Origin of the sequence: Salinicola socius (assembly GCF_001937195.1) — a bacterium.
Lineage (GTDB): Bacteria > Pseudomonadota > Gammaproteobacteria > Pseudomonadales > Halomonadaceae > Salinicola > Salinicola socius.
In genome coordinates this window covers 93,646-118,106 of sequence record NZ_MSDO01000022.1, presented here as the reverse complement: position 1 = coordinate 118,106, position 24,461 = coordinate 93,646, and the positions used below count along the sequence as shown (strand labels likewise).

21 protein-coding genes are annotated in these 24,461 nt (G+C 58.7%); 12 read left to right on the top strand and 9 right to left on the bottom strand.

From position 1 onward, the window contains the following. Positions 1-6: 6 nt before the first annotated feature. A complete protein-coding gene (gene guaD / locus BTW07_RS15050; RefSeq protein WP_075570992.1) occupies positions 7-1,332 on the top strand; it encodes a guanine deaminase in 1,326 nt (441 codons plus the stop codon). 341 nt (positions 1,333-1,673) lie between these two features. Here guaD and BTW07_RS15045 read toward each other — a convergent pair whose 3' ends face one another. Both BTW07_RS15045 and BTW07_RS15040 read right to left on the bottom strand, forming a co-directional pair. Then, the gene (locus BTW07_RS15045; RefSeq protein ID WP_244158380.1) at positions 1,674-2,639 is read right to left on the bottom strand and encodes a hydroxymethylglutaryl-CoA lyase; all 966 of its coding nucleotides are present in this window, start codon (positions 2,637-2,639) and stop codon (positions 1,674-1,676) included. Beyond that, positions 2,639-3,868, bottom strand: coding sequence for a CaiB/BaiF CoA transferase family protein (locus BTW07_RS15040; protein ID WP_075570991.1), 1,230 nt, complete (start codon positions 3,866-3,868; stop codon positions 2,639-2,641). Before BTW07_RS15040 ends, BTW07_RS15045 begins: the two co-directional genes overlap by 1 nt. Before the next feature lie 206 nt (positions 3,869-4,074). Between BTW07_RS15040 and BTW07_RS15035 the strand changes: the two genes are divergently transcribed. The 3 genes from BTW07_RS15035 (at position 4,075) to BTW07_RS15025 (ending at position 7,818) form a co-directional block, all read left to right on the top strand. Continuing rightward, the gene (locus tag BTW07_RS15035) at positions 4,075-5,013 is read left to right on the top strand and encodes a LysR family transcriptional regulator (RefSeq protein WP_075570990.1); all 939 of its coding nucleotides are present in this window, start codon (positions 4,075-4,077) and stop codon (positions 5,011-5,013) included. A gap of 201 nt (positions 5,014-5,214) precedes the next feature. Next, entirely contained in the window at positions 5,215-6,201 is a 987-nt protein-coding gene (locus tag BTW07_RS15030) for a Bug family tripartite tricarboxylate transporter substrate binding protein (RefSeq protein ID WP_075570989.1), read from the top strand. Between the two features lie 195 nt (positions 6,202-6,396). Beyond that, positions 6,397-7,818 (top strand): mechanosensitive ion channel family protein, encoded by a 1,422-nt coding sequence (locus BTW07_RS15025; RefSeq protein ID WP_075570988.1) that lies wholly within the window; start codon positions 6,397-6,399, stop codon positions 7,816-7,818. Here BTW07_RS15025 and BTW07_RS15020 read toward each other — a convergent pair whose 3' ends face one another. After that, the gene (locus tag BTW07_RS15020) at positions 7,819-9,255 is read right to left on the bottom strand and encodes a mannose-1-phosphate guanylyltransferase/mannose-6-phosphate isomerase (protein ID WP_075570987.1); all 1,437 of its coding nucleotides are present in this window, start codon (positions 9,253-9,255) and stop codon (positions 7,819-7,821) included. Positions 9,256-9,590: 335 nt separating this feature from the next. Beyond that, the gene (locus BTW07_RS15015; RefSeq protein ID WP_075571037.1) at positions 9,591-9,824 is read right to left on the bottom strand and encodes a hypothetical protein; all 234 of its coding nucleotides are present in this window, start codon (positions 9,822-9,824) and stop codon (positions 9,591-9,593) included. Positions 9,825-10,501: 677 nt separating this feature from the next. Between BTW07_RS15015 and BTW07_RS15010 the strand changes: the two genes are divergently transcribed. Next, positions 10,502-11,398: a flagellin N-terminal helical domain-containing protein gene (locus BTW07_RS15010; protein ID WP_075570986.1), complete on the top strand. Its 897-nt coding sequence runs from the start codon at positions 10,502-10,504 to the stop codon at positions 11,396-11,398. A 162-nt stretch (positions 11,399-11,560) separates the two neighbouring features. Continuing rightward, a complete protein-coding gene (locus tag BTW07_RS15005; protein ID WP_075570985.1) occupies positions 11,561-16,066 on the top strand; it encodes an O-linked N-acetylglucosamine transferase family protein in 4,506 nt (1,501 codons plus the stop codon). 215 nt (positions 16,067-16,281) lie between these two features. Here the strand turns inward: BTW07_RS15005 and BTW07_RS15000 are convergent, their stop codons facing one another. After that, the gene (locus BTW07_RS15000; protein ID WP_075570984.1) at positions 16,282-16,848 is read right to left on the bottom strand and encodes a bactofilin family protein; all 567 of its coding nucleotides are present in this window, start codon (positions 16,846-16,848) and stop codon (positions 16,282-16,284) included. A gap of 231 nt (positions 16,849-17,079) precedes the next feature. Between BTW07_RS15000 and BTW07_RS14995 the strand changes: the two genes are divergently transcribed. From BTW07_RS14995 to BTW07_RS14985, 3 genes are all read left to right on the top strand, one after another. Continuing rightward, complete coding sequence (locus tag BTW07_RS14995) at positions 17,080-17,673, top strand: bactofilin family protein (RefSeq protein ID WP_075570983.1); 594 nt, start codon at positions 17,080-17,082, stop codon at positions 17,671-17,673. A 55-nt stretch (positions 17,674-17,728) separates the two neighbouring features. After that, positions 17,729-18,100, top strand: a complete 372-nt coding sequence (locus tag BTW07_RS14990; RefSeq protein WP_157958560.1) for a flagellar protein FlaG — start codon at positions 17,729-17,731, stop codon at positions 18,098-18,100. An 87-nt stretch (positions 18,101-18,187) separates the two neighbouring features. Beyond that, the gene (locus BTW07_RS14985) at positions 18,188-19,123 is read left to right on the top strand and encodes an alpha/beta hydrolase (protein WP_075570981.1); all 936 of its coding nucleotides are present in this window, start codon (positions 18,188-18,190) and stop codon (positions 19,121-19,123) included. Between the two features lie 63 nt (positions 19,124-19,186). On the opposite strand, the gene BTW07_RS20045 is transcribed toward BTW07_RS14985, so the two are convergent. The 3 genes from BTW07_RS20045 to BTW07_RS14970 all read right to left on the bottom strand — a co-directional run bounded on the left by BTW07_RS20045 (position 19,187) and on the right by BTW07_RS14970 (position 20,188). Further along, entirely contained in the window at positions 19,187-19,552 is a 366-nt protein-coding gene (locus tag BTW07_RS20045; RefSeq protein ID WP_208605414.1) for a type II toxin-antitoxin system prevent-host-death family antitoxin, read from the bottom strand. Between the two features lie 130 nt (positions 19,553-19,682). Continuing rightward, on the bottom strand, positions 19,683-19,937 hold the full coding sequence (locus BTW07_RS14975) for a Txe/YoeB family addiction module toxin (RefSeq protein WP_075570980.1): 255 nt from the start codon (positions 19,935-19,937) through the stop codon (positions 19,683-19,685). Next, complete coding sequence (locus BTW07_RS14970; RefSeq protein ID WP_075570979.1) at positions 19,934-20,188, bottom strand: type II toxin-antitoxin system Phd/YefM family antitoxin; 255 nt, start codon at positions 20,186-20,188, stop codon at positions 19,934-19,936. The genes BTW07_RS14975 and BTW07_RS14970 overlap by 4 nt, the downstream gene beginning before the upstream one ends. 201 nt (positions 20,189-20,389) lie before the next feature. Here BTW07_RS14970 and BTW07_RS14965 point away from each other — a divergent pair, with 201 nt between their 5' ends. Continuing rightward, positions 20,390-22,252, top strand: coding sequence for a SulP family inorganic anion transporter (locus BTW07_RS14965; protein ID WP_083941916.1), 1,863 nt, complete (start codon positions 20,390-20,392; stop codon positions 22,250-22,252). On the opposite strand, the gene BTW07_RS14960 is transcribed toward BTW07_RS14965, so the two are convergent. Next, positions 22,241-23,449 carry an AGE family epimerase/isomerase gene (locus tag BTW07_RS14960; protein ID WP_075570978.1) on the bottom strand — a complete coding sequence of 403 codons (1,209 nt, stop codon included), beginning with the start codon at positions 23,447-23,449 and terminating at the stop codon, positions 22,241-22,243. The two genes, BTW07_RS14965 and BTW07_RS14960, sit on opposite strands and share 12 nt — an antisense overlap. 46 nt (positions 23,450-23,495) lie before the next feature. Here BTW07_RS14960 and BTW07_RS14955 point away from each other — a divergent pair, with 46 nt between their 5' ends. Both BTW07_RS14955 and csiR read left to right on the top strand, forming a co-directional pair. Then, on the top strand, positions 23,496-23,714 hold the full coding sequence (locus tag BTW07_RS14955) for a hypothetical protein (protein ID WP_075570977.1): 219 nt from the start codon (positions 23,496-23,498) through the stop codon (positions 23,712-23,714). 35 nt (positions 23,715-23,749) lie between these two features. Further along, positions 23,750-24,439, top strand: coding sequence for a DNA-binding transcriptional regulator CsiR (gene csiR / locus BTW07_RS14950; protein ID WP_075570976.1), 690 nt, complete (start codon positions 23,750-23,752; stop codon positions 24,437-24,439). The last annotated feature ends 22 nt before the right edge of the window (positions 24,440-24,461 follow it).

Below are 24,461 nucleotides of genomic sequence, written 5' to 3'. Positions count from 1 at the left end.
GAGACCATGAACACGAATCAACGCCTGCTTCGCGGCCCGCTGTTTACCTGCCTCGGCGATCCCGGCGAGGAAGCCACCCCGCTGCCGGATACCACGCGCTATCTCGAGGATGGCGCGATCTGGATCGTTGACGGGCACATCCGGGCCGTCGATGCGTTCGAGGCGTTGGCCGGCCGCCTGCCGGAAGGCATCGAAATCGTCGACTATCGCGACAAGCTGATGATGCCCGGTTTCATTGACAGTCACGTTCACTACGTCCAGCTCGACATCATGGCCTCCTACGGTCGCGAACTGCTCGACTGGCTCAACGACTACACCTTTCCAGCCGAATGTCGATTTGCCGATGCCGCTTATGCCGAGGCCGGCGCCGAACGATTCCTGGACGAAATGCTGCGGGTCGGCACCACCACCGCCCAGGTCTTCTGCTCTTCGCATCCGGTGTCGGTCGATAGCTTTTTCCGTGCCGCCCAGCGCCGCCGCCTACGCATGATCGCCGGCAAGGTGCTGATGGACCGTCATGCTCCGGACGCCCTGACCGACGATACGCTGGGCGGCGTACGCGACAGCGAACGCCTGATCGCCGATTGGCATGGCCGCGACCGTCTCGATTACACCCTGACACCGCGTTTCGCACCGACGTCTACCCGCGAGCAGCTCGATGCCGTGGGTGGTGTGCTGCGCAGCGCCCCCGATCTCTACCTGCAGACCCATCTGTCGGAAAATCGCGGCGAGGTCGCCTGGGTAGCCGAACTGTTTCCGGAGAGCCGGGACTATCTCGATGTCTACGAGCGCCACGGTCTGGTCGGGCCACGCAGCACCTTCGCCCACGGTATCCATCTGAATGACGATCAGCGCCGTCGGCTTGCCCAGCGTGGCGCCAATATCGCCTTCTGCCCGACCTCGAACCTGTTTCTGGGTAGCGGGTTGATGGATCGGCTGGCCTGTCGTGATGTGGGTCTTGCGACATCGCTCGCCAGCGATGTGGGCGGCGGCACGTCGCTGTCCGGCCTCGGCACCCTGCAGGGTGCCTATCAGGTGGGCGCCCTGCTCGGCCAGGCCTTGACCGGTTGGCAGGGGTTCTATCGCCTCACGTTGGGCAATGCACGGGCACTTCATCTGGATGACAAGATCGGCAGCCTTCAGGCGGGCTATGAGGCAGACATCGTGGTTCTCGATCCCGAATCCACCCCGTTGATGGCACGCCGCCTGTCCCAGACCACGACGCTGTCGGAACGCCTGTTCGCGATGATGATGCTGGGCGACGACCGAACGGTTGCCGCCACCTGGGCCAACGGCCGCCTGGTTCACGAGCGCGATGCGGTCGCGGCGTGACTTCCAGCTTCCAAGCTCTGTCTGAAAAATCGGCGAGCGATGGCAAGACCGGGGCGCGTGGCTAAGGCAAAAATCGGCGACGACGGACCGGGCTGGCACCCCAGTTTACGGAGTGTAAATGCGCATCTTGAGTCGATTTTGACGCCGTATTGTCGAGCTCAGTCCTTTTCAGACAGCGTCTAGTGTGGCGTCTCGCAAGTAACGCGAAGAAATATCGGATGCATGGCGTTGCCAGGCAAGGCGCGAGGAGGCGTCATAGTGGAGTCTATGGCAACGACGAGCAACGCCGCATGGCGGCGCCAGGGACCGATATTATTGGATGGTATTTGTGAGACACCACACTAGTCCATCGCCGCTTCCGGCAACGGGTAGCGGCGATCCGAGGTGCCGGCCTTGACCACCTGGCCCGGCACCTCATGGCCGATCATCGTCGGCAACAGCTCGGACGCCGCGATCAGTCGTTCGAGATCGACGCCGGTCTCCACCCCCATCTGCTCGAACATGTGAACCAGATCTTCGGTGCAGACATTGCCGGTGGCGCCCGGCGCGAAAGGGCAGCCACCCAGGCCGCCCAACGAGGCGTCGAAGCGGGTGATGCCGTTCTGCCACGCCACCAGCGCATTGGCCAGCCCCATGCCGCGCGTATTGTGCAGATGAATCGTCACCGGCAGCCACGGCCAGCGGCTCAGCGTTTCCCGGCAGAGATCGGCAACCTGGCGCGGGTTGGCCATGCCGGTGGTATCGCAAAGCGTGACGCCCTGCACGCCCATTGCCAGCAGCTTCTCGGTGATCGAGAGTACCCGCTTGAACGGGACGTCACCCTCGAACGGACAGCCGAACGCGGTCGAGATCGACGCGTTGACGAACACGTCGTGTCCCTTGGTGATCTGAAGAATATTGGCGAAACGCTCGAGCGATTGCTCGGCGGTCATGCGCAGATTGGCGCGACCGTGGCTGTCGCTGGCCGACAGCACCAGATTGATCTCGTCGACGCCGCAAGCAAGCGCGCGTTCGGCACCTTTCTCGTTGGGCACCAGCACCACGTAATCGACCCCCGGCACGCGTTCGATGCCACGCATCACCGCTTCGGCGTCGCGCAGGTTGGGGATCGCCTTGGGCGAGGTAAACGACGTCGCCTCGATCTTGGCAAGGCCGGTACGGGAGAGCGCATCGATCAGCCGAATCTTCTCTTCCGTCGGCACGAACCGTGATTCGATCTGAAGACCGTCCCGCGGTGCCACGTCGTTGATGGTAACGCGGGGCTGCGTGCTCGTCCCGGTCATCGAATCGGGCATCGAATCGGCCATCAGATCACTCCTCTTTCGCGCATTTTGTTCTGGGTCTCGCGGTCGATGCCCAGTTCGTCGAGCACGTCCCGGGTGTGCTGTCCCAGCGCGGGACCACCGCCCTCGATTCGCCCCGGTGTACGGCTCAGCTTCGGCAGTATCCCGGGAACTTTCAGCGATTCGCCGTCGCCCAATTGGATGGTTTCGATCATCTCCCGCGCCAGATAGTGCGGATCGGCAACGATGTCTTTCGCCGTATAGGGATAGCCCACCGGCACGTGGGCACTCTCCAGCACGTCGAGGACATAGCTTCGCTCATGCTGGCGAGTCCAGTCCGCAATCGCCCCATCGATCAGCTCGGCGTGACGGCTGCGGCCGTCGTTATGCGCGAAGCGCGGATCGTCGGCGAGATCCTGACGGCCGATCGCGGCCATCAAGCGCTTGAAGATACTGTCGCCGTTACCGGCGATCAGAACGTATTCTTCGCCCTGACCCTCGTCCTCACCCTCGGCCGACGCACAGGGATAGGCATTGGAGGGCGTGATACCCGGCAAGGCGCTCCCGCTGGGTTCTCGGATCACCTCGGCGCCGTCGTACTCGGGAATCAGACTCTCCATCATTGCGAACACCGATTCGTACAGCGCGACATCGATGTACTGGCCCTGGCCGCTGCGATGGCGCTCCTGCAATGCCAGCAAGGCGCCAATGACGCCGTAAAGCGCCGACAGCGAATCGCCGATGCTGATGCCGACCCGCACGGAGGGTTGATCCGGATGGCCGGAGAGATAGCGCAAGCCGCCCATCGCCTCGCCGATCACGCCGAACCCGGGCCGGTCGCGATAAGGGCCGGTCTGACCGTAACCGGAGATACGCACCATGATCAGGCCGGGGTTGCGTTCGCTCAGCGACTCCCACCCCAGTCCCCACTTCTCCAGCGTGCCGGGGCGAAAGTTCTCGATCACGATGTCCGCTTCATCGACGAGGCGGCGCACGACCTCCTGGCCCTCCTCGGAACGGAGATCGAGTGCCAGCGAACGCTTGTTGCGGGTCTGGACGTGCCACCACAGTGACGTATCGTCCTTGAGCACGCGCCATTTGCGCAGCGGATCCCCCGTACCCGGCGGCTCGATCTTGATCACGTCCGCACCGAACTCGCCCAGCAGCTTGCTGGCAAAAGGCCCGGCAATCAACTGACCCAGCTCCACCACCTTGAGTCCCGCTAGCGCCTGCGGATTGTCGCTGGCAGCCATGTTGCTCTCCTTTTATCAATCCAGACCCACTTCATGACTCCAGACCCATTTCATGACTCCAGACCCATTTCTGATCCAGCCAATCTCGCCCAGCCAACATTGGCCCATTCAGCGGGCGGCAACAATTAGGCGATCGTCAAGCTAGGCTTCGTCGATCGCGAACGCTAAAGTGGGTCGACCATTCCCGCAACAACAGATGTCCTGTCATGAAGCGACTCGATTTCGTCACCCTCAAGCTCTTTGTCGCCATTGCCGACTCACGGAGTCTGACTCGTGCCGCCGAGCGCGAGCACCTGGCACTGGCGGCGGTCAGCAAGCGCATCAGCGATCTCGAGACTCAGCTTTCGACGACGCTGCTCTATCGCCGCCCTCGCGGCGTCGAGCTGACTCCCGCCGGCCATGCGTTGCTTCATCATGCCCGTCACATGTTAGACAGCCTGGATCATCTCAACGCCGATCTCAGCGAGTACAGTGTGGGAATCCGGGGGCACGTGCGTCTGCATGCGAACACCTCGGCCGTGATCGAGTTTCTTCCCGACGACCTGAGCGACTTCAGCCGCCGCTATCCGCAGATTCGCATCGACATGCAGGAGCGCTTGAGCCACGAGATCATCGACGCCGTTCGTGACGGGCTGACCGACATCGGCATCTTCTCGGGGCATGTTCCCGCAGAAGGATTGTCGATATACCCCTATCGTCGGGATCGGCTGGTGCTGGTCACGGCACGGAATCATCCGCTGGCCGAACGTGAAAGTCTGGCTTTCGCCGAGACCCTGGACTACGACTTCATCGGCCTGGAACAGGACTCTTCGCTCCATGCGCTGCTGCATCAGGACTCTCAGCGCCTGGCACGGCCGGTGCGGATGCGGATACAGGTGCGCAGCTTCGAAGGTATCTGCCGGATGATCGACCGTGGCATGGGGATCGGCATTCTTCCCGCTCGCGCCGTTGCGGCCTACCGCGAGAGCCTTTCACTGACCACGACTGCGTTGACCGATGAGTGGGCGGAGCGCGAGCTGGTCATCGGTATCCGCGACCTGGAGACACTGCCCCTGATTGCCCGAGAGATGATCGAGCATCTGGCGAACGCGAGCGCGCGAGACATCGAGACGCCGGACATCGAAGCGCCACCGCAAGGCCCATAGTGTTACGACGAAGGTGTAAAGCCTTCGGGAAGTACGAAGGCTCGCTTGTCAAAATATCAATGTTTCCCGTCGCGACCACTCGCTACAGTCCTCCCACGTCATCCCGATACGAAAAACGCCCAGCGCCCTTCCGGCGATGAAACGCGGACGACGAATCGTTGCAACAGTGCAGATCGATAACAAGACGACGAGGAACACGCCATGATCCAACGTAGTTTAAGGACACTCATCGCAGGCGGCCTGATCTGGAGCCTGGCCAGCGCCACTCAGGCTTTCGAGCAGACCGGGAAAGTGGACTGCATCGCCCCGGCCAACCCGGGCGGTGGCTGGGACTTCACCTGCCGTTCCGTGGGCCGCGTCCTCGGCGACCTGGGTCTGGTCGACGGCAACGTCCAGACCATCAACATGCCAGGCGCCAGCGGCGGAGTGGGCTTCTCGCACGTGGTGCAGAAGCGTGCCGGGCAGGAGAACCTGATCGTCGCTGCCAGCACCGTGACAACGACAGGGCTGGCCCGCGGGCAATTTCCGGGGCTGGATGCCAGCATGGTCAACTGGATCGGCACGCTGGGCGCCGATTATGGCGTGATTGCGGTGGCGGCGGACTCCCCGTATCAATCGCTGTCGGACGTGATGAAGGCTCTCAAGGACGACCCTCGTGCACTGACCTTTACGGGCGGCACCGCCACCGGCGGCTGGGATCACCTGAAATTGTTGATGGCCGCCGACGAGGCCGGGGTGGACGATCTGGCACGGATTGCCTATCTGGGTTACAACGGCGGCGGTGAAGCGGTGACGCAGACGCTGGGCGGTCACGTCGACGCCTTCACCGGTGATATTTCGGAAGTCATCAGCTTTATCGAGTCCGGTGACCTGCGGCCATTGGCGATCCTTTCCGAAGAGCGCCTGCCCGGCAAGCTGCATCAGTGGCCGACCGCTCGAGAACAGGGAATCGATACGATCGCCCCCAACTGGCGAGGCTTTTACATGCCGTCGGATGTCTCCGAAGATGCTTACGGCTGGTGGGTCGATACCATCGACACGCTGTACGCCAGTGATGAGTGGAAAAGCGTGATGACCCAGAACGGCCTGATGCCATTCAAAATGCATGGCGAGGCATTCACCACCTTCGTCAACGAACAGATTGCCCAGATCACGGATATCTCCCGCCAGATCGGCCTTTCTCGATAACGCATTTCTCCTGAGAATGGGTTTCCTCGATAGCGGGGCACCCCCGTCAGCGCTCGCTCTGCACCAGGGCGAGCGCGCTTTTGTGAATCGCAGAAATTTTGAGCCGGCATTCTTCGAACCAAGCGCTCAATGCGACGAAAGTTGTAGAAACGCCTAAACTCGAGTGAGTCGACAACTCCAATAACAGGCTCATCCATGAATGCATCGGTTATCAACGCGACGTTTATCAATACCACGATCAAGGCGTGGCTGGATGCGCTGCCGTTCTGGATCACGGCGGCGTTCATCATCGGCGCGACGATCATCGCTCACGCACTGCTCAAGTACGTCCACTTTCGCCTACGACGGCTCGATGAATCCCGCTTTCATCTACTCGGCACGACAGCCAAGGCCGTTCATCCGCCGTTGGTGGGGGTGCTTTGGGTCTACGGACTCTTCGGCGCCGCTCACTTCCTGGTTCCCGCGGACGTCGACGGACATTCGCTGATCATGACCGTGGCACATTTTGCCGCAGCGCTGCTTGGCGTCTGGTTGCTGATCCGCCTCTGTCGCCGACTGGTCGCGACCATGGACCGTTGGGGAGACTCGCGCACTTCGATACTGGAGCGTTTCCTGGTGCCGTTCATGGCACGCTGTCTGGCCGCACTGATCCCGATCTTCGTGCTGTTCTCGATCTTCCCGATCTTCGTGACGTCGGTCAGTCTCGACTCGGCGCTGCACAATCTCACCAGTCTGATTCTGATCGGGGCCATCGCCGGGGTGCTGATCCATGGCGTCAACATCAGCGAGCGGGCGCTCAGCGAACGCTACAAATTCGATGACGAAGATGCCGTGGCACGCAAGGTGCACACCCAGATCACCGTGCTGCGCAAGCTGATCAATTTCGTCATCATCATTCTGGCTCTCGCCTCGATGCTGATGGTATTCGAGAAGGTGCGCCAACTCGGCGCCAGCATCCTGGCTTCGGCGGGCATATTGGGTGTGGTGCTCGGGTTTTCGGCGCAGAAGGTGCTGGGCAACCTGATCGCCGGCATCCAGATCGCGCTGACGCAGCCGATTCAGTTGAACGACTCGGTCATCGTCGAGGATGAATGGGGCTGGGTAGAGGAGCTGACGCTGACCTATGCCGTCGTGCGTACCTGGGACTGGCGACGAGTCGTACTGCCGATCACTTACTTCGTCGACCACCCTTTCGAAAACTGGACCCGACGCGACAAGGATCTCATTGGCGTGGTGATCCTATACGTCGACTATCACCTGCCGATGGCACCGCTGCGCGCCGAGTGCCAGCGGATCGCCGAGGCTTCACCGTTCTGGACCGGCCGGGTCTGCAAGGTGCAGATGCTCGAGATGACCGAACGCAACAAGCAGTTGCGAGTGCTGATCAGCAGTAGCGGCGGCCCGAACACCTTCGATCTGCGCTGCGAAATCCGTGAAGGCCTGATCGATTTCATCTGCACCCACTACCCCGAACATCTGCCGACCGTGCGGCTGGACATGCCTCAGCCTAACGGCGACAACACGCCGCAGTCGCCGCTATCGGTTTCGACTGCCACGGCGCCGAATGCCAGTGCAGGCGCCTGCGGTCAACACGAGGGCGCGCAGCCGGCCTCGTGATCATTCACGGCGGTAGACGTCATCGAATCGCTCGATGTCGTCTTCGCCGAGATAGCTGCCGCTCTGCACTTCGATCAACTCCAGTTCGATCTTGCCCGGATTCTCCAGCCGGTGAACGACGCCGAGAGGGATGTAGGTCGACTGGTTCTCCTCGAGCAGAAAGGTCTCGTCGCCGCGTGTCACCCGCGCCGTTCCGCGAACCACGATCCAGTGTTCGGCGCGGTGAAAGTGCTTCTGAAGTGACAGCCGACCACCGGGCGTCACGCTGATCTGCTTGACCTGGTAGCGCTCGGCACGATGCACGCTGTCATAGCTGCCCCAGGGGCGATGCACCCGACGATGCTGGTCCCACTCCGGGCGTTCCTGGCGCTTGAGCGTCTCCGCGATGTGCTTGACCGATTGTGCGGCGTCCCGATGCGCGACCATCACCGCATCCGGTGTTTCGATGATCATCAAGTCGCGTACGCCGACCGCCGCCACCAGCCGGCTTTCGCCATGAATCAAGCATCCACTCACGTCGTCGACGATCACGTCACCGCGCAGTGCGTTGCCATCCGCGCCCTTGGCGGAAATTTCCCATAGCGACTGCCACGAGCCGACGTCCGACCAGCCGGCATCCAGCGCGACGACGCTGGCATCGGCGGCATTCTCCATCACCGCATAGTCGATCGACTCGGCGTCGCAGGCAAAGAAGGCATCGGCGTCGACCCGCAGGAAATCGAGATCGGTCTGACGCCCTTCCCACGCCGCCGTCACCGCCTCTAGCATCGCAGGTCGCTGCCGCCCGAGCGCTTCCAGATAGCGATCCGCGCGCATCACGAACATCCCGCTGTTCCACAGGTGCCGACCGCTTTCGACATACGCCTGGGCCGTTTTCGCATCCGGTTTTTCGACGAAGCGCTGGATCGGCACCGCGCTGTCGTGGCCGCATGGCTCGCTTGGCGCCATGCCGGTCTTGATCCCGGTTTCGATCTCGATATAACCGTAGCCGGTCTCCGCCCGCGTCGGCGTCACCCCGAACGTCACCAGCTTGCCCCGCTCGGCGGCTTCACGCGCAGGTGTAATGGCTCGCATCAACGCCTCCGGATTGGCGATGGCATGATCGGCGGGCAACACCAGCAGCACCGCATTCGGATCGCGACTCATGGCCTGCAGTGCAGCCAGCCCGATGGCCGGCGCGGTATTGCGCATCGCCGGCTCGAGCAGGATGTCCGCTGACCGGTCGGCTTCACGCAGCTGTTCGGCCACCAGAAAGCGATGATCTTCCTGACACACGATTATCGGGTTTGCCGCGCTGACAGATTCGATGCGTGCCAGCGTTTCCAGCAGCATGCTGCGCGCAGAGGTGATCGGAAGGAACTGCTTGGGGTAGCTCGCCCGCGACATCGGCCATAGACGAGTGCCGGAGCCGCCGGCCAGAACAACGGGAATCAGCATGCGCACATCCTTGGCTTTTGCTGGAACGAAAGACCGTCGAGCCGGCCGTGAATGGCAGGCACTTTGCTGACGATAACGACCAGAATAACGAGGAGCCGACAATAATCGCGAAAATCAGTCGCCGTCCCCTCATTGCGATAGTAAACCTTTATCAGAAACACCCGATAAAAATCGGGGTCACTGCAAATAGCGCGGTTTCTAGATATCAACTGTTTATAAAATTGATCTCTTTATAAACCCCAGCATTTTACAAGTTCGACAGATCTATCGAACAAGACCGAGCGTGGCGGGAATGGCGGCAACCATCACACCGCCCTCTCGACGAAGGCTACCCATCACGCCATCTTCTTGTATTGCACCAGCGTGCTCAGCATTTCATGCACGCAGCCCTGACTCAACGCATACTCCGTCATTAACCCGTGCAGGCGCTCCTCGAATGCTGGGCCAACGTCTTGTGGCTCTGGCTCGACCGACTGCGAAGTTCGTGGGCCACCATCGAGATCCCGAAGCGCCTGAGCAAAAGCGTCATCGAGTTCACGAAACTTACGAATTTTTTCACGTTCATCCATCATACGAGGCATAAGAAGTAATTAAACATCCTGAACAATGACCCGACTCGGGCCGATGAATAAGAGTCATGAAGAATCCCGGACCAGCGTAAAACAGGATAAAAAATTTGCCGGAGGGAAATAAAACGGTTCTCCTTCAGAGAACCGACCCAGTCTAGCGAAACTCGCCTTGAAAATCATCTATACCACATTCCGACACGAGCCCAGTTCATTCCTTCACGCTCTGCCAAGTCCTCACACCGTAAGCGCCGGCCCAAGGGTGCCAGAGCTGCACGCCTGCGAATGACGGCAGTGCTCGAAAGCTCAGACCCGCCAGTGCGTGAAAGATTCCCGCGGAGCGCGCGAACAGAAGGTGCGATCACGACCAGCTCTCTATCCTTCTATCCTCTTTATCCCCTTTCTCTTTGTCCCCCTTCTACCCCTCCACCTTTTCTCCACCTCTGGCGACTGGCCGCTTGCTCCTGACCTCAGAGCTGTTACCTAACGTAACAAACAACTACATCAAAAAAAGTGAAATCACCCTCAAGCGAATCCGGGTAGCGCCGATAACTGGAACAACGGCGACGGAGCCGTTGCAGCAAGGTCCGGCAACACCTGCCATGAGCGCAGCGGATCAGGCCTAAGGTTGCGGTCTCTTTAGAGAAGCGCCCTCTTACCCGAGATAAGGAATCACGACAATGGCAGTTATCAATACCAACATCACCTCCCTGATCGGTCAGAACAACCTGAACAAGTCTCAGGGTGATCTGCAAACCGCTATGGAGCGTCTGTCTTCCGGCCTGCGCATCAATAGCGCCACGGATGATGCGGCCGGTCAGGCCATCGCCAACCGCATGACCTCTACCGTCACAGGTCTGACTCAGGCCAGCCGTAACGCCAACGACGGTATCTCTCTGTCTCAGACCGCTGAAGGCTCGCTGGATCAGATCAACGACAACCTCCAGCGCATTCGTGAACTGACCGTCCAGGCCCAGAACGGCACCAACAGCGCTCAGGACATCGACTCCATCCAGAAGGAAGTCAACCAGCGTCTGGAAGAGATCAACCGCGTCACCGAGCAGACTTCGTTCAACGGAACCAACGTATTCAAGACTAACACGAGCAGTTCCTCCTTCAGCATTCAAGTTGGTGCGAAGGATAACGAAACCATCAGCATCACCATCGGCGGCGCGAGCGCTTCTGGTACCTCCAGCACCGCCACCAGCGGCTGGAACATGTACACCAGCGGCGCAACTGCAGCCGCAGCATCTGTCAACGGTGAGGCTCGCGCTGTCAGCACCAACGGCTTCGACGTGCTCGCCAGCGGTGCACTGTCCATTCTGGACAACAAGCTCAACAACGTCGACAACGAGCGTAGTAACCTCGGTGCGGTCCAGAACCGTTTCGAGACCGCCATCGACAATATCACCACGACGTCAACCAACCTGTCTGCCGCACGTTCGCGCATCGAAGACGCCGACTATGCGGTCGAAGTCTCCAACATGACGCGAGCTAACATCCTGCAGCAGGCCGGTACCTCGGTCCTGGCCCAGGCCAACCAGTCCCCGCAGAGCGTACTCTCACTGCTCGGATAAGCGTTAGTAAGCGGTAAAGGAGGCCGGCATATGCCGGCCTTTTTACGTTAAGGTTCGCGACGATAAAAGGCTTGGAGTGACATCACTTCGTCGCTTCGAATCTATCCGAGTGTGGGAAGCTGACCCAATCCTCGTCAGCACCAGATCGGAATACGGATTCTTATGAGCCAGAGTCTTCAAACCCCAGCCTCCCGTCAGAAACAGTTCATGGACCTCTATCGGCAGGGTAAGCACAAACTCGCCATGACAGATGCCGAGAAACTGGTCCAGAACTATCCTGAGGATGCTTTCGCCTGGAAAGCACTGGGCAACTGTCAGCTACAGATTGCCCCCGATGAGGCCAAAGAGACACTTGAGAGAGCTTATTCGCTCGATCCCGACGACCCTTTAACGCTGACGGCACTGGCACGAGCCTGTTTCATGGCGGGAGAGAAGCAGCGTGCCCAGGCATTGCAAGCCCGCAGTATCGAACTCGACTCTGGCAACGCCCAAGCCCATTTTAACATGGGTCATATGCTCTATCAGATGGGATCCTATTCGGAGGCAGAAAAGTTCCTGTCGAGAGCCGAGGAGCTAGGCCACTCTCCTGCAGAAGTCCTGGCCATTCGCAGTGTGATCCTCTCGCTCCATTTCAAGTTCAAGGAAGGGCTGGAGGCACTGAATCGTCTTTATGCATTGAGGCCTCAAGATCCTACAGTGCATAACACACTCGGCAACTACCACAAGGATATGGCGGATTTCAGAAAGGCCGAGTGGCATTATCGAGAAGCCCTGCGCTTGAGACCAGACTATTCGGGTGCCTACTCCAACGAGATCCTGACCAAGCACTATGATCCGGAAGCTTCGGCAGAGAGCATCCTTCAGAAGTCGAAAAAGTGGAGTGCGCGTTTCAAGCCGCCCCAGACTTTTGATCATGGCGAGAAGAACACGTCCCCCAATCGCCGATTACGGGTGGGTCTGCTATCCGGAAACCTACGTGCCCATCCGGTCGGCTGGATGATCAGTAGCGCCCTCGAGCAGCTACCGGACGATATTGAACTCCATGCCTACTCTGATACCGACACCGGAGACAATGATCCTATTGCCAAACGTATCAAGAAGTCCTGCGAGTGGAAGCCCGTTTATCACTTGAATCATCGCCAACTCGCCGAGAGAATCTTCGAGGACGATATCGACATTTTGATCGAGCTCGCCGGACATGGCGGTCTCAACCGATTGCCGACCGTCGACACGAAGCCGGCCCCCATCATTGTCAAATGGGTCGGCATGCAGATCAGTAGCATGGGCATTGATGCATTTGACTACTTCCTGAGTGACAGTCATGAAACCCCGGCAGGCGTCGACCACCTCTATACCGAAAAGCTCATCCGCCTGCCGGATGACTATATCTGCTATCAGCCACCGAGCGACAAGCCTGCCATAACCGCACTACCCTCGCTCACCAATGGCTACATCACCTTCGGCTGCTTCAACAACCCCGCCAAGGTAAACGACACTCTGCTAGCCGAGTGGGCAATTCTACTGCAACAGCTGCCGGGTAGCCGCCTATTCCTGAAAGGCGGTCAGTACAGCAGCGACGAAGTGTGCGAGCGCGTACTCACGACGCTGGAAAACCACGGCGTCGAGCGGTCGAGAGTCCTGCTGGAGGGCCCGTCGCAGCACCAGGAGCTACTAAAGAGCTACAACCGTGTTGATATCGCGCTGGACACCTGGCCGTACTCCGGCGGTCTGACCACATGCGAAGCCCTGCTGATGGGCGTTCCCGTGGTCACCCACACCGGCCCCACTTTCGCCGGTCGCCATAGCGCGACCCATCTATGCAACGCCGGCATGCCGGAATTGGTGACGGACGACTGGGACGACTACCGCAAGCGTGTGCTCGATCTCGCTTCGGACCTACCGAGTCTGGCAGTGATTCGAGCTGCGCTCCGCACTTATCTCGAGCAGTCGCCCATCTGCGATGCACCAAAATTTGGTCGCCACCTCCATAAAGCCTTGCGGGGTATCTGGCAACGCTACTGTGGGGACAAGGTACCGGCAGCCCTGACTTTCAACAAAGGCGGCCAAGCCTGGTTTGAAGACGAATCCAAGCCTTTGAAGCTGCCCACATCGCTTCTCAAAGAGTTCGATTGGGATCTGGATAGCGCGATCACGATTTTGGATAACGGCTGCAATATCGCAAAACGCAACGACATCAAGGAATTGCTTGGTACTGGCCATGTAGCACTGCTGGTGTTTGATCCCGCCTGTGGACTTGACAATGCGAGTGAGTTATCTCAGTACGGTGAACTCCAGCACTTGCCTCAGGTCACGCTAGGCGATGGACAGCCCACCCCCGTGATACTCGATGGTGCGGGGGAAGAACCGGCAACCCTGGAGCCATTGAGAAGCACTGATACCGTCAGTCTTGAGGCATTCGATATTGCCAGCGTCTCCTTGGACAGCATCGAAGGCTTAGAAAGTATTGATTTGCTGGCGCTAGATGATCGACATGATAGTCTAAAAATCCTTAAGCATGGCGCCCAGGCACTAGCAGATGCACTTGTCCTGCAGGTCCAGATAAGATTCAATCCAATTTATAAAAAGCAGACAGAACTAGGTGACCTGACTCGATGGGCCAATGCAAACGGATTTCAATTTTACCGTTTTTATTCAGCTTCATACGCTGTCAGTGAGCAGGGTAAAGCATCGACCCAAGATTTTCGGGCGTCCCAGTTAATCAGTGCTGATGCACTGCTGATTCCAAGCGACTCTCGCCTATCCACCTTAAACGAGACACAAAAAACGAAGCTGGCATTTCTTACCTATCGTTTTTATGGAATTGAAGATTTCAAGGCCTCGTTGTCGTCATTCAATGACAAGATCGATGAAGACGATGATCGTGGGGCATTGACCGACGCCGAGGAAAGCGCTTCTCTCGCTCCCATCGATATCTTCTCGTTAATAAGCGAAGAGGATCCTCTGAATCAAGAAAAGGGCTCTTTCGTAGTCGATTTGGCAAATAACCTAAACCAACTCGACGGAAGTGTTATCGACAACTTGATTGAAAAATGCAAAAGCCTTCTTGAATGGCAAAAGGGCAATAATGCTGCATTTTTTATTCTCACCCATGCGCTGTTAGCGAGAAAAACCAGTACAGGTGACAGAGAAAGAGCAGCATCCCTGGAAAGTCGTCTTGCAAAGGCAAATTGGACGCACAAGCATTCGCTCTATGACTACTGGTTGTCTCAGGAAAGTGTCCGAAACCATCGAGAACGCTTTGACATGGCGGCTATTGTTATAGCGAACCGGTTCAAACCGGAAGTCGTACAAAATATTTCAAGGCTTCGCAAAGATGGAGGCGATAGCTTACAGATCATTTTTGTCAATAATGGTCGCCCAGACGAGGAATTCGAAGCGATAGAGCCTTGGGTCGATACTTGGCTAAAAACTTCTGGAAACGCAGGTGCTTATCTAGCGCGCAACATTGGAGCACTGTACAGCGATGCGCCCATACTTCTATTTGTCGATGATGATGGTATTCCTGAACCGGGTTTCATTGGCAGCCACATGAGGGCCCATGAAGAATGGGATATCGTCTCCTTGCGAGGCGTTTATCGTCAGCAATCAGACTCGACCGCCCCCAATCATTATTATCCTTCCGACAAGCCATTTCCGGCTCCTCCGGAGCTGGAAGGGAATGCTTCATTCCTGGCAAAAGCATTCTTCGAAGTGGGGGGATGGGGAGACTATATACTGTTCGGTCATGGCGGCGTGGACATCTCATACAGACTGACTCAAGCAGGATATCCTGCCCGCAAACAGGCTTATGACCCTGGTCCGGTGTTGATTCACGAATATCTTCGTGGCCAGGATCACGCTAGAGAAAAGCTCCGCAAGCAGGCGGACTCATGGATATTATTGAATATTTTACATTCGCAGATCGCGCGACACTTTTCTCTTCTTCAGGAGGCCAAGAGCCAAGGAATCATCAGTCGGGACTCTGCTAATCGCAAATCAAACGGCGAAGACACCCATACTTCTCCGAAAATCGATAGCGATATTTCAAAACATCAGAACGACAGCAAGAGAGAACTGATAGAACCAAAGGTTACCTTACCTCCAGAAGTAGAAAACTACATTACCGATATATACCAGAAAAGCTCTGTCATCCTTGAGTATGGAAGCGGCGGCTCCACGATCATCGCTGCTAAAATGTTCAACAAGCACATCACGTCTGTGGAGAACGATGCCGCTTGGGCTCGTAACATGGACCGCTATATCGAGTCAGCCGATCTCTTGTCGCGTCCAAGTATCATGCATGTCGATGTCGGCGAGACTGGTCTTTGGGCAAAACCCAAAAATGATGCAAAATGGCGAAATTTCCATCGAGATCCCACTCACGTATGGCATCACGATGACTTCGTGCACCCGGATGTTGTTCTGATTGACGGCAGATTTCGGCGGGCGTGCTTTATAACGACTTTCTTGATGATCGAGAAGCCAACCATTGTGCTTTTCGATGACTATACAGATCGGCACTACTACCACGAGATCGAAAGATTGGCAGAGCCAACAGAGACCGTGGGCAGGATGGCACGCTTTGATCTCAAGCCTAACTCGCTACCGAGAAAACACTTGGCATGGATTTTGGATAATTACAACAAAGTGGCTTATGGAGCATCGTAGCAACGACAAGACTATGTCTGGCGGGCCCACCTGCATTTAATTCCGACGAACCCAGGCCGGCTCCGTAAAGCCGGCCTGGGGGCTGCGTGTTAACGAGAATGCCCACACTCACATGTAAGCCGTTGAAATCTTGATCAAAATGATAATCTTCAGTTTCAATCGAATATCAAGAACTGACGAGCCATTCCGCTCACTCGTATTCGACGCATCCAGCCTTAACTCCCCGAGACGGGCGTGCTCCGGTCGTCCGCCGGGAAGGTATCGGCCTCTTCGACCCGTGACGGCACCGCGCCGGGGTGAGCCGACTCCGGAGCCGCGGAGTCGGCGTGCGTCGTTCCGGTCTCGAACGCCTCCCTGAGCTCATCCTGTTCCGGCTTCATATCGATATTGCCGTGAAAGGCCGCACCGTCCTCCAGTACCAAGCCGGGCGCGTGGAGTTCGCCGTTGACCACTGCCCCCGCTTTCAGCGTGATCTTTTCGGCGGCGATCAAGGTGCCTTCCACCCGACCTCTGACCGTTAGCTCCCTGGCCACCATTCGCCCTTCCACAATGCCGTCATTGCCGACGGTGACGCTGTGCTTTCGAAACAGAACGTTACCCATGATGCGGCCGTCGATGAGCAAGTCCTCATCGCCACTGATATCGCCATGTAGGGTCGTCTTGCCCCCAATTCTCGAAAGGCCATGGGTGGAGACTTTATTCTCGCCGGGCGCTGTCGAGGTTTCGGTGGCGCCGGGTGAAGGCGTCGGTTGCCGCGGGGTGTGACTGGATTTCTGAAACATGACACGGTTCTCTGTCGCTATCGGGTGGTGACAGATTCTCTTCGGGAGATCGCCACCTGTGTGATGGTAGATCGGCGAAAGGCGACACATCTTTACCCATCCGAAGCGTTGCTGACGACCGGCATCTTCAGTTTTGTTCTTCGACGCCGATAGCTATCGATAATCGACGCCGATCGTCGCGGTGCGGCAACCCTGGCGTGAGTGCCAGAACCAGTTTGGGAGTGGGAAGATATGGACTCGGGGGAGTGGCTTCTGCTCGGCGGTCTCGCCTGCTGTTTCCTGCTACTACTGGACGGCTATCGCCGGGCGGCCTGGCCCAGGCCGTCGTTCGTCCGAGCGACGAAACCTGGCGCTATTGAGTCTCCCGCCGAAGCGTCATCACTCGAGGCTGTCACCTCTGAGCCCCCATCGAACACGTCTATACGAGCAGCGGAATCGACCGGGAGCAGTCTGATCGGCCGAACGGTCAACGTCCACGGTCGCCTCGAAACACAGGAGTCTCTTCGGATCGAAGGTGACGTCGAAGGAGACGTCCTGGCCCACCAGCAACGCGTTCTGATCGGTCTCGACGCCAAGGTTTCCCTACGACTCAAATCTCGTGAACTTCATCTCGCGGGCGCATTTTCGGGCCGTCTGGATGTGTTGGACCGTGTCGTCATCGAAGCGGGCGCATGCCTCGAGGGTCACTTGACCACAACGAGCCTGCATTGCTTTGACGGAGCAAGTTTGTTGGGAAGTTTCAGCATCGGCGGAAACAAGGTGGGCGCATCCCGTGCGGTGCCCGTCGCCCTCACCTCATCATGTCTTGAACCCGAGTTCCGGTAGCGATCACGGAACTTAGACGATTAATCTCAGTGTCGATTCTGCGAGGAAGATGCTCATGCCCACCCCAATCGATTTGGCTTCATTCTATCTAAACTCGAACGCCGATCGCTCTCCCCGCCAACGACTGGAAACCTTGCTGGACCAGGCGGGTCTAGTTCAGCCGATTACGCACGGATCTTCTTCCGCGATACCAAACGACCCGGCTAAAGGTATCGGGTACTTGAGCGATCGAGTCAACGAACTCAACACTGCCATGACGCAATACGGTCTGCGTTTCGAGTTGAGTGAATTTGATAGCCGAGTCATCACCCAGGTTATCGATCGGGCCACGGGAGACATCATTCGCCAAATTCCTTCGGATGAGATGCTTCATATCGCGGAGGCTTTCGCAGAGTCACAGGGGCGATTGGTCGACGCCTCTGCCTGATATGCCGTCGTCGGTTACCATCACTCGCACAATGGCCAGTGACCTCATACTCTGAAGTTACCGGACACGAATCAAGGATGTGCGTGAATGCCAACCCGCGTCATGAAATCACTGGGCCGTCTACTGCCAGCGCTACTCGTTTGCGCTCTAATCTCCGGCTGCACCACCTATATCAATGCGCCAGACCGCGATGTGCCCGAGACGGCCCGACAGCCCCACGATCTCGATTATCGGGTTGTCGAGGATCAGACCTACACACCACCGGATTGGCCGAAGCCACTGCAGGCAGATGTCTATCTGCCAGATACCGAAGGCGAAGCGCGACGACCGGCGGTAATGATGGTTCATGGTGGCGGCTGGGAGGGTCGCTCGCGAGATGACATGACGCCGATCGCCGAGCGCTTCGTGCGGCGAGGTTATGTCGTGGTGAATGTGAGCTATCGTTTCGCGCCGGCGTATCGCTTTCCGGCACAGCTGCGTGACTTGCAGGTGGCGCGACGCTGGATCAATGCACATGCCGATCAATGGCGTGTCGATCCGCAGCGTATCGCTGGGTTCGGTTATTCCTCCGGCGCGCATCTGGTCAGCCTGCTGGCGCTGGTGGCAGGTACGGATAGCGAACTGGACGCCCCCTATGGCGGAAGCGATAGCGGCTTCGCGGCGGTGGTTTCCGGCGGTACGCCGGCGGATCTACGCCTCTGGGATAGCGGTCGGCTGCTGATTCAGTTGATGAACGGCACCGAGGCCGAGCGCCCCACCGCCTACGCCGAGGCCTCGCCGATCTTTCACGTTCACCCCGATGCACCACCCTTCTTTCTGTTTCACGGCAGCTGGGACGATCTGGTGCCGCCCGAGCAGGCCGAAGCGTTCCTGCAGGCGCTCGAAAATGAGGGCAACCATGTCGAGCTGCTCTGGATGAACGGGCGCGGGCATATCACCACGTTCCTGTTTCGGGGAAGTGCCGAATCGGCGGCGCTGGATTTCCTGGCGCGGGAAATGCCGGCCTCGAATTCGAGTCCGTGACAGAGTGATGAGACGTAGCTGAGTGATGAGAGGTAGCTATGACGAGTACTCTCACGTACCCGGTCAAAATAGCTCGATCTCAAGACCATCGATATGGCGGTAATGGCGATCATTGGCCGTCATCAAAGTGATCCCTCGATCCAACGCCGTGGCTGCGATAAGAGCATCTGCCATCTGCATGTTGTGACTCAAGGCATATTCTTCGACAAGAAACATTGCTCGATCATCTCGCCATAGCCCATGGGCCGGATTGCGACCCTGGCTCTTGGCTCTGTCGTTGCGTTGCTCCCCCGACGTGGCAGCACCCTCCCAAGGAGACATGACAGCACTCGGCGTACCACGATAGGTGATGACGATCTTTTCTCCTCGGGCTGTCGCCGCCATCAGCTCGCGCGTTCGTAACCGAAGATCTCGCGTAGACACTTGCATGGAGCTACTTCCTTCATCATAAGCCTACTTCAAAGTGTGCACATTGAAAGAAAACATAGAATGCTATGGCAAAAGTAGCTGGGTCGATTTTTTCGGATCGCTCATCGACTTGCACCCGCCCCTGGCCGGATCAATAGTGGTACCGGCACTGGACGATAATGATCGCTTGCTCGGTCGGCTTGTACACCAGGCGATGCTCGCGATCGATACGCCTCGACCAATAACCGGACCAGCCATGTCTCAACGGTTCGGGATCGCCCAGGCCGGTAAACGGCTGCCGCTGAATGTCCTTGATCAGCATATTGACCCGTTTCAGCGTCTTTTTGTCTGTGCTCTGCCAATAGAGATAGTCTTCCCACGCTTTCTCGGCCCACGTGAGCATCATTCTTCGATCAGCCCGTGCTCCTTGGCTCCACCGCTTTCAATTTCGGCGATGGCCTGGCTCAACCGCTCGGCATTTTTGGGGCTAGCCATCAGATAGGCGGTTTCCTCGTAGGACTTGAAGTCTTCCACCGACATGACGATGGCTGGCTTACCATTCTGGCGAGTAATCAGGATTGGCGCGTGATCGTCGTTGACTTTATCCAGCGTCTTGGCCAGATGACTGCGAAAGGCCGAATAGCTCAGCGTATCCATTGATCCTACCTCTCAGAATTTAACGTACGACATAATGTACATGTACAAAAATACGTACGCAATGGTGCTGCCACTCGAATCAGACTGCGAGCAGCGTGATTCCAGTTGCCCACCGACTTGCACCCGATCCCGACTACGCGCACCATTTAGCGCCCATATCCTATTCAACGATAAGCTTATTACCGGGAGCTGGACGACAACATGAGCCTTTGGCGCCGATTGACGGGAACCGATACGCGAGAGCAGATTCACTTCCGTGCCCGGCTGGCACGTTATTTTCCGATCTTCAGTTGGGCGCCCTACTACAATCGCCATCTCCTCAACGAGGACCTGGTCGCATCGATCATCGTCACGCTGATGGTGATTCCGCAGGCACTGGCTTACGCCATTCTGGCCGGGCTGCCGGCAATCACCGGCCTCTACGCCAGCATGCTGCCGCTCATCCTCTACTCGATCTTCGGCACCAGCCGCACCCTGGCCGTGGGGCCGATGGCGATCGTTTCGCTGATGACCGCCGCGGCGCTGTCTCCGCTGTTCGCCAGCGGCAGTGTGGCCTACAGCCAGGCCGCCACGACGCTTGCCATGCTGTCGGGGGTGATTCTCGCCGTCATGGGTCTACTGAGACTGGGATTCTTTGCCAACTTTCTCAGCCACCCGGTGGTCTCTGGCCTGCTGACCGCTTCCGGCGTATTGATCGCCGCCAGCCAGTTCGCGAGCCTGATCGGTATCGGCGGCTCGGGCTTCACGCTGATCGACCAACTTGCCCATCTGGTGACCCATCTCGGAGGGATTCACTGGCCCACGGCGGCGCTCGGCGCATTCGCCCTGGTGTTCCTGTTGCTGATGCGTCGGGCGGGTCCACTGCTGCGCAAGATGGGATTGCCAACCGGTGTCGCGACTTTCGTCGTGCGTCTGGGGCCGGTCATGGCGGTTGCGATCACCACCCTGGCCTCCTGGACGATGCACCTTCCTGCCATGGGCGTGAATGTGGTGGGAGACATCCCCGCGCACCTGCCGCCGCTCAGCGTGCCGTCATTCGAACCGGGGTTGCTGCGCGACCTGCTGTTACCGGCGTTTCTGATCAGCGTGGTCGGCTTCATCGAGTCCGTCTCGCTGGCACAGATGCTGGCCGCGCGGCGGCGTGAACGGATATCACCGGATCAGGAGCTGGTCGGCCTGGGTACCGCCAACCTTGCGGCGGCGTTTACCTCCGGCATGCCGGTGACGGGCAGCCTGTCGCGGACAGTGATCAACTTCGATGCCGGCGCCCGCACCCCTGCCGCCGGGGCATTCGCGGCGCTGGGCGTGGGTCTGGTGATCCTGTTTCTGACCTCGCTGATCGCTTATCTGCCGATCGCGACGCTGGCCGCCAGCATCATCGTGTCGGCGATGACGCTAGTCGATCTGCCCGGGCTCAGGCGAACCTGGCACTATTCGCGCAGCGACTTTGCGGCGATGGTGATCACGATCCTGCTGACGTTCGTCGAGGGCGTGGAAGCCGGCGTCATGGCTGGGGTGGGCGTATCGTTGGCGCTCTATCTCTATCGCACCAGCCGTCCCCATACCGCGGAAGTCGGCCGCCTTCCGGGCACCGAGCATTTCCGTAACATCCGGCGTCATGAAGCGGAAGTCGACGACGAGATCGCACTGCTGCGCATCGACGAAAGCCTATATTTCGCCAACGCTCGCTATCTCGAAGATACCGTCTACGGCCTGCTGGCCGACCGCGCCAACATGAAGCATCTGGTGCTGATCTGTTCGGCGGTCAACCTGATCGACGCCTCGGCGCTGGAAAGTCTGGAGGCGATCAACGCCCGGTTGAAAGACTCACAGGTCACCCTTCATCTCGCCGAGGTCAAGGGGCCGGTCATGGACAAACTCGGCAAGAGCGACTTTCTGGAACATCTGACAGGGGAGTCCTATCTCAGCACGTTCTCGGCCTGGACCGAGCTTCGCCATCGTCTGGACGCGGAACGGGCCGCACTGCTGGCAGCCGCCGAGTCCTCGAGCAAATCGTCGGACGAGACCTCGGATGAAGCCCCGACCAAGACGTCAGACCGTTGACGCGGCCTGACGCTCGCCGTGCTGGCGCTGCATGATCGGGAGAATCTCGTAACAGGCGCCCAGGGTCTGGCAGTCGGTTTTCGGTGCCGGGCTCTTCTCCCGGGAATAGCGGCGATTGTCCGCGGTCAGAATGCGGTACCAGGCGCCATGCTCATGATCGATCATGTGTTGCCAGCAGTAGTTGGCGATCTTGTCGTACCAGCGCCAGTAACGCGCCTCTCCCGTCAGGTCGCCGAGCATCGCGGCGGCGGCCAGGCTCTCGGCCTGCACCCAGTACACCTTGTCGCGGTTGAGAGGCTGGCGGTTGAAATCCACCCCGCAGATCAGCCCGCCATGTCGAATATCCCACCCCTTCTCGATCGCTTCGATGAACAGACGCTTGGCCGTGGCGATCAGCCAGCTTTCCAGCGGGTAATGGCGCGCGAGGACGATCATCAATCTAACCCACGCCATCTGATGCCCGATCTGAAAGCCCCACGGTCGAAACAGATCGTCGGGCCGGTCACGGTGATAGGCGAAATCGATATGCCAGTCGCGATCGTAGTGCTCCCACAGCCAGCCATCGCCCATGGGGGCCAGCTTGTGCCATAGGGTACGAGCGATGGCGAGAGCCCGATCCCGAAAGGCGACATCGCCGGTCGCCTCGGAGGCGGCGATCAACGCTTCGCAGCTGCGCAGGTTGACGTTCTGGCCGCGATAACCGCTCTGTTGCCAGTGATCGTCCGCTTCGGCGGCATACAGCTGCCAGTGGGGCTCGAAGAATCGCCGGGTCTGCAGGGCATGAACACGGTCGAGCCCGGCCCGCGCTTCGGTAACTCCCGCCTTCAACGCGGTCGCATAGGCCAGCATGACCGAAGCCAGCCCATAAGCGTGATGAGTCGTGTCATCGGGCTTTCCATGATCCAGCGTCCAGGCGTAGCCCTGAGTACGGGTCTGGTAGTGCTCGTCCTCGATGAACTTCAGCCCGTGGCGCGCCCATCTCAACGCCTCGGGCGAACCGGTGTGGATCGCGGAACGGGCGTAGAGGATCACGTAACCGGCGCTGGAAACGAGGTGCCGATGATGGCGGTTGTAGAGATGCCCATCGTCGGTGAGATAGTGATAGAACCCCGCTTGGGCGTCGATGCAGCGCGGGTGGTAGAACGCCATGGTTCGGGCGATATGCTGCTCGATCTGGTGCGGCGTGGTCAGCGGCATGACGGCTCTCCTCGCGGGCTGAATCTTTCTTGATGAAGAACCTTTCTTGACCAAGCATCTCTCGACCAAACATCTCTCGACCAAGCCGCTCTTGACCAAGAATTTTTCCTGGCGAAAAAACCATGAAGGCGTCGGGCGCTTTCCGACCATTCTGATCGGCGAGCCAGCGCGTCACAATGCGCCTCTCGTCGAGTACCGTCTGTGTCGACGGTGGCTTTATCGACACGTCACTGTCGATATTTTTAATCAATATCGACAGAATTGAGGCAGCGATATTTTTCGATACCGACAGGCCTGCCGATGCCCCCGATATCCGACCGATCCCCCACCGCCCTCGAGGTCTATCAGCGTCTCAAGGCGGACGTCATCCGCGGCGCCTACGCGCCGCAGGAGAAGCTCTTGATGAGCCGACTCAAGACCCGCTACGGCACCGGCGTCGGCCCCTTGCGCGAGGCCTTGACCCGCTTGATCGGCGAGCGTCTGGTCACGGGCATCAGCCAACGCGGCTATCGTGTGGCGCCGATGTCGATCGCCGAGCTGACGGCGATTTACGACGCCCGCGCAGAGCTGGAAGGCTTGCTGATACGGCTCGCCATCGAACGCGGCGACGATGAGTGGGAGGCGGCGATTCTTGCCCGCGCCCATACGCTGACCAAGATCACCCGGGTGCAGGATGGTGACGAGATGCTCGAGCGCTGGGATACCCGACATCAGGCGCTGCATGATGCGATGGTCGCAGGCTGTGGTTGCCTGCCATTGCTGCAGTCACGTGCCGCGCTGTTCGACCAGGCCCAGCGCTACCGCCACCTGTGGTTACGCCAGACCGTGTTCTCCCCACAGGCGCTCGCCAACAAGCATCGCGAACATCAAGCTCTTCTCGATACGATCCTGTCCCGCGACGCCCCCGCCGCCGGCCGGCTGATGCGCGAGCACCTGATGACGCCGGTACCGATCATTCGGGAGAGGCTTCAGCAACAGGGCTGGGGCTAGATCGCTTACGCAAACTGCCTGC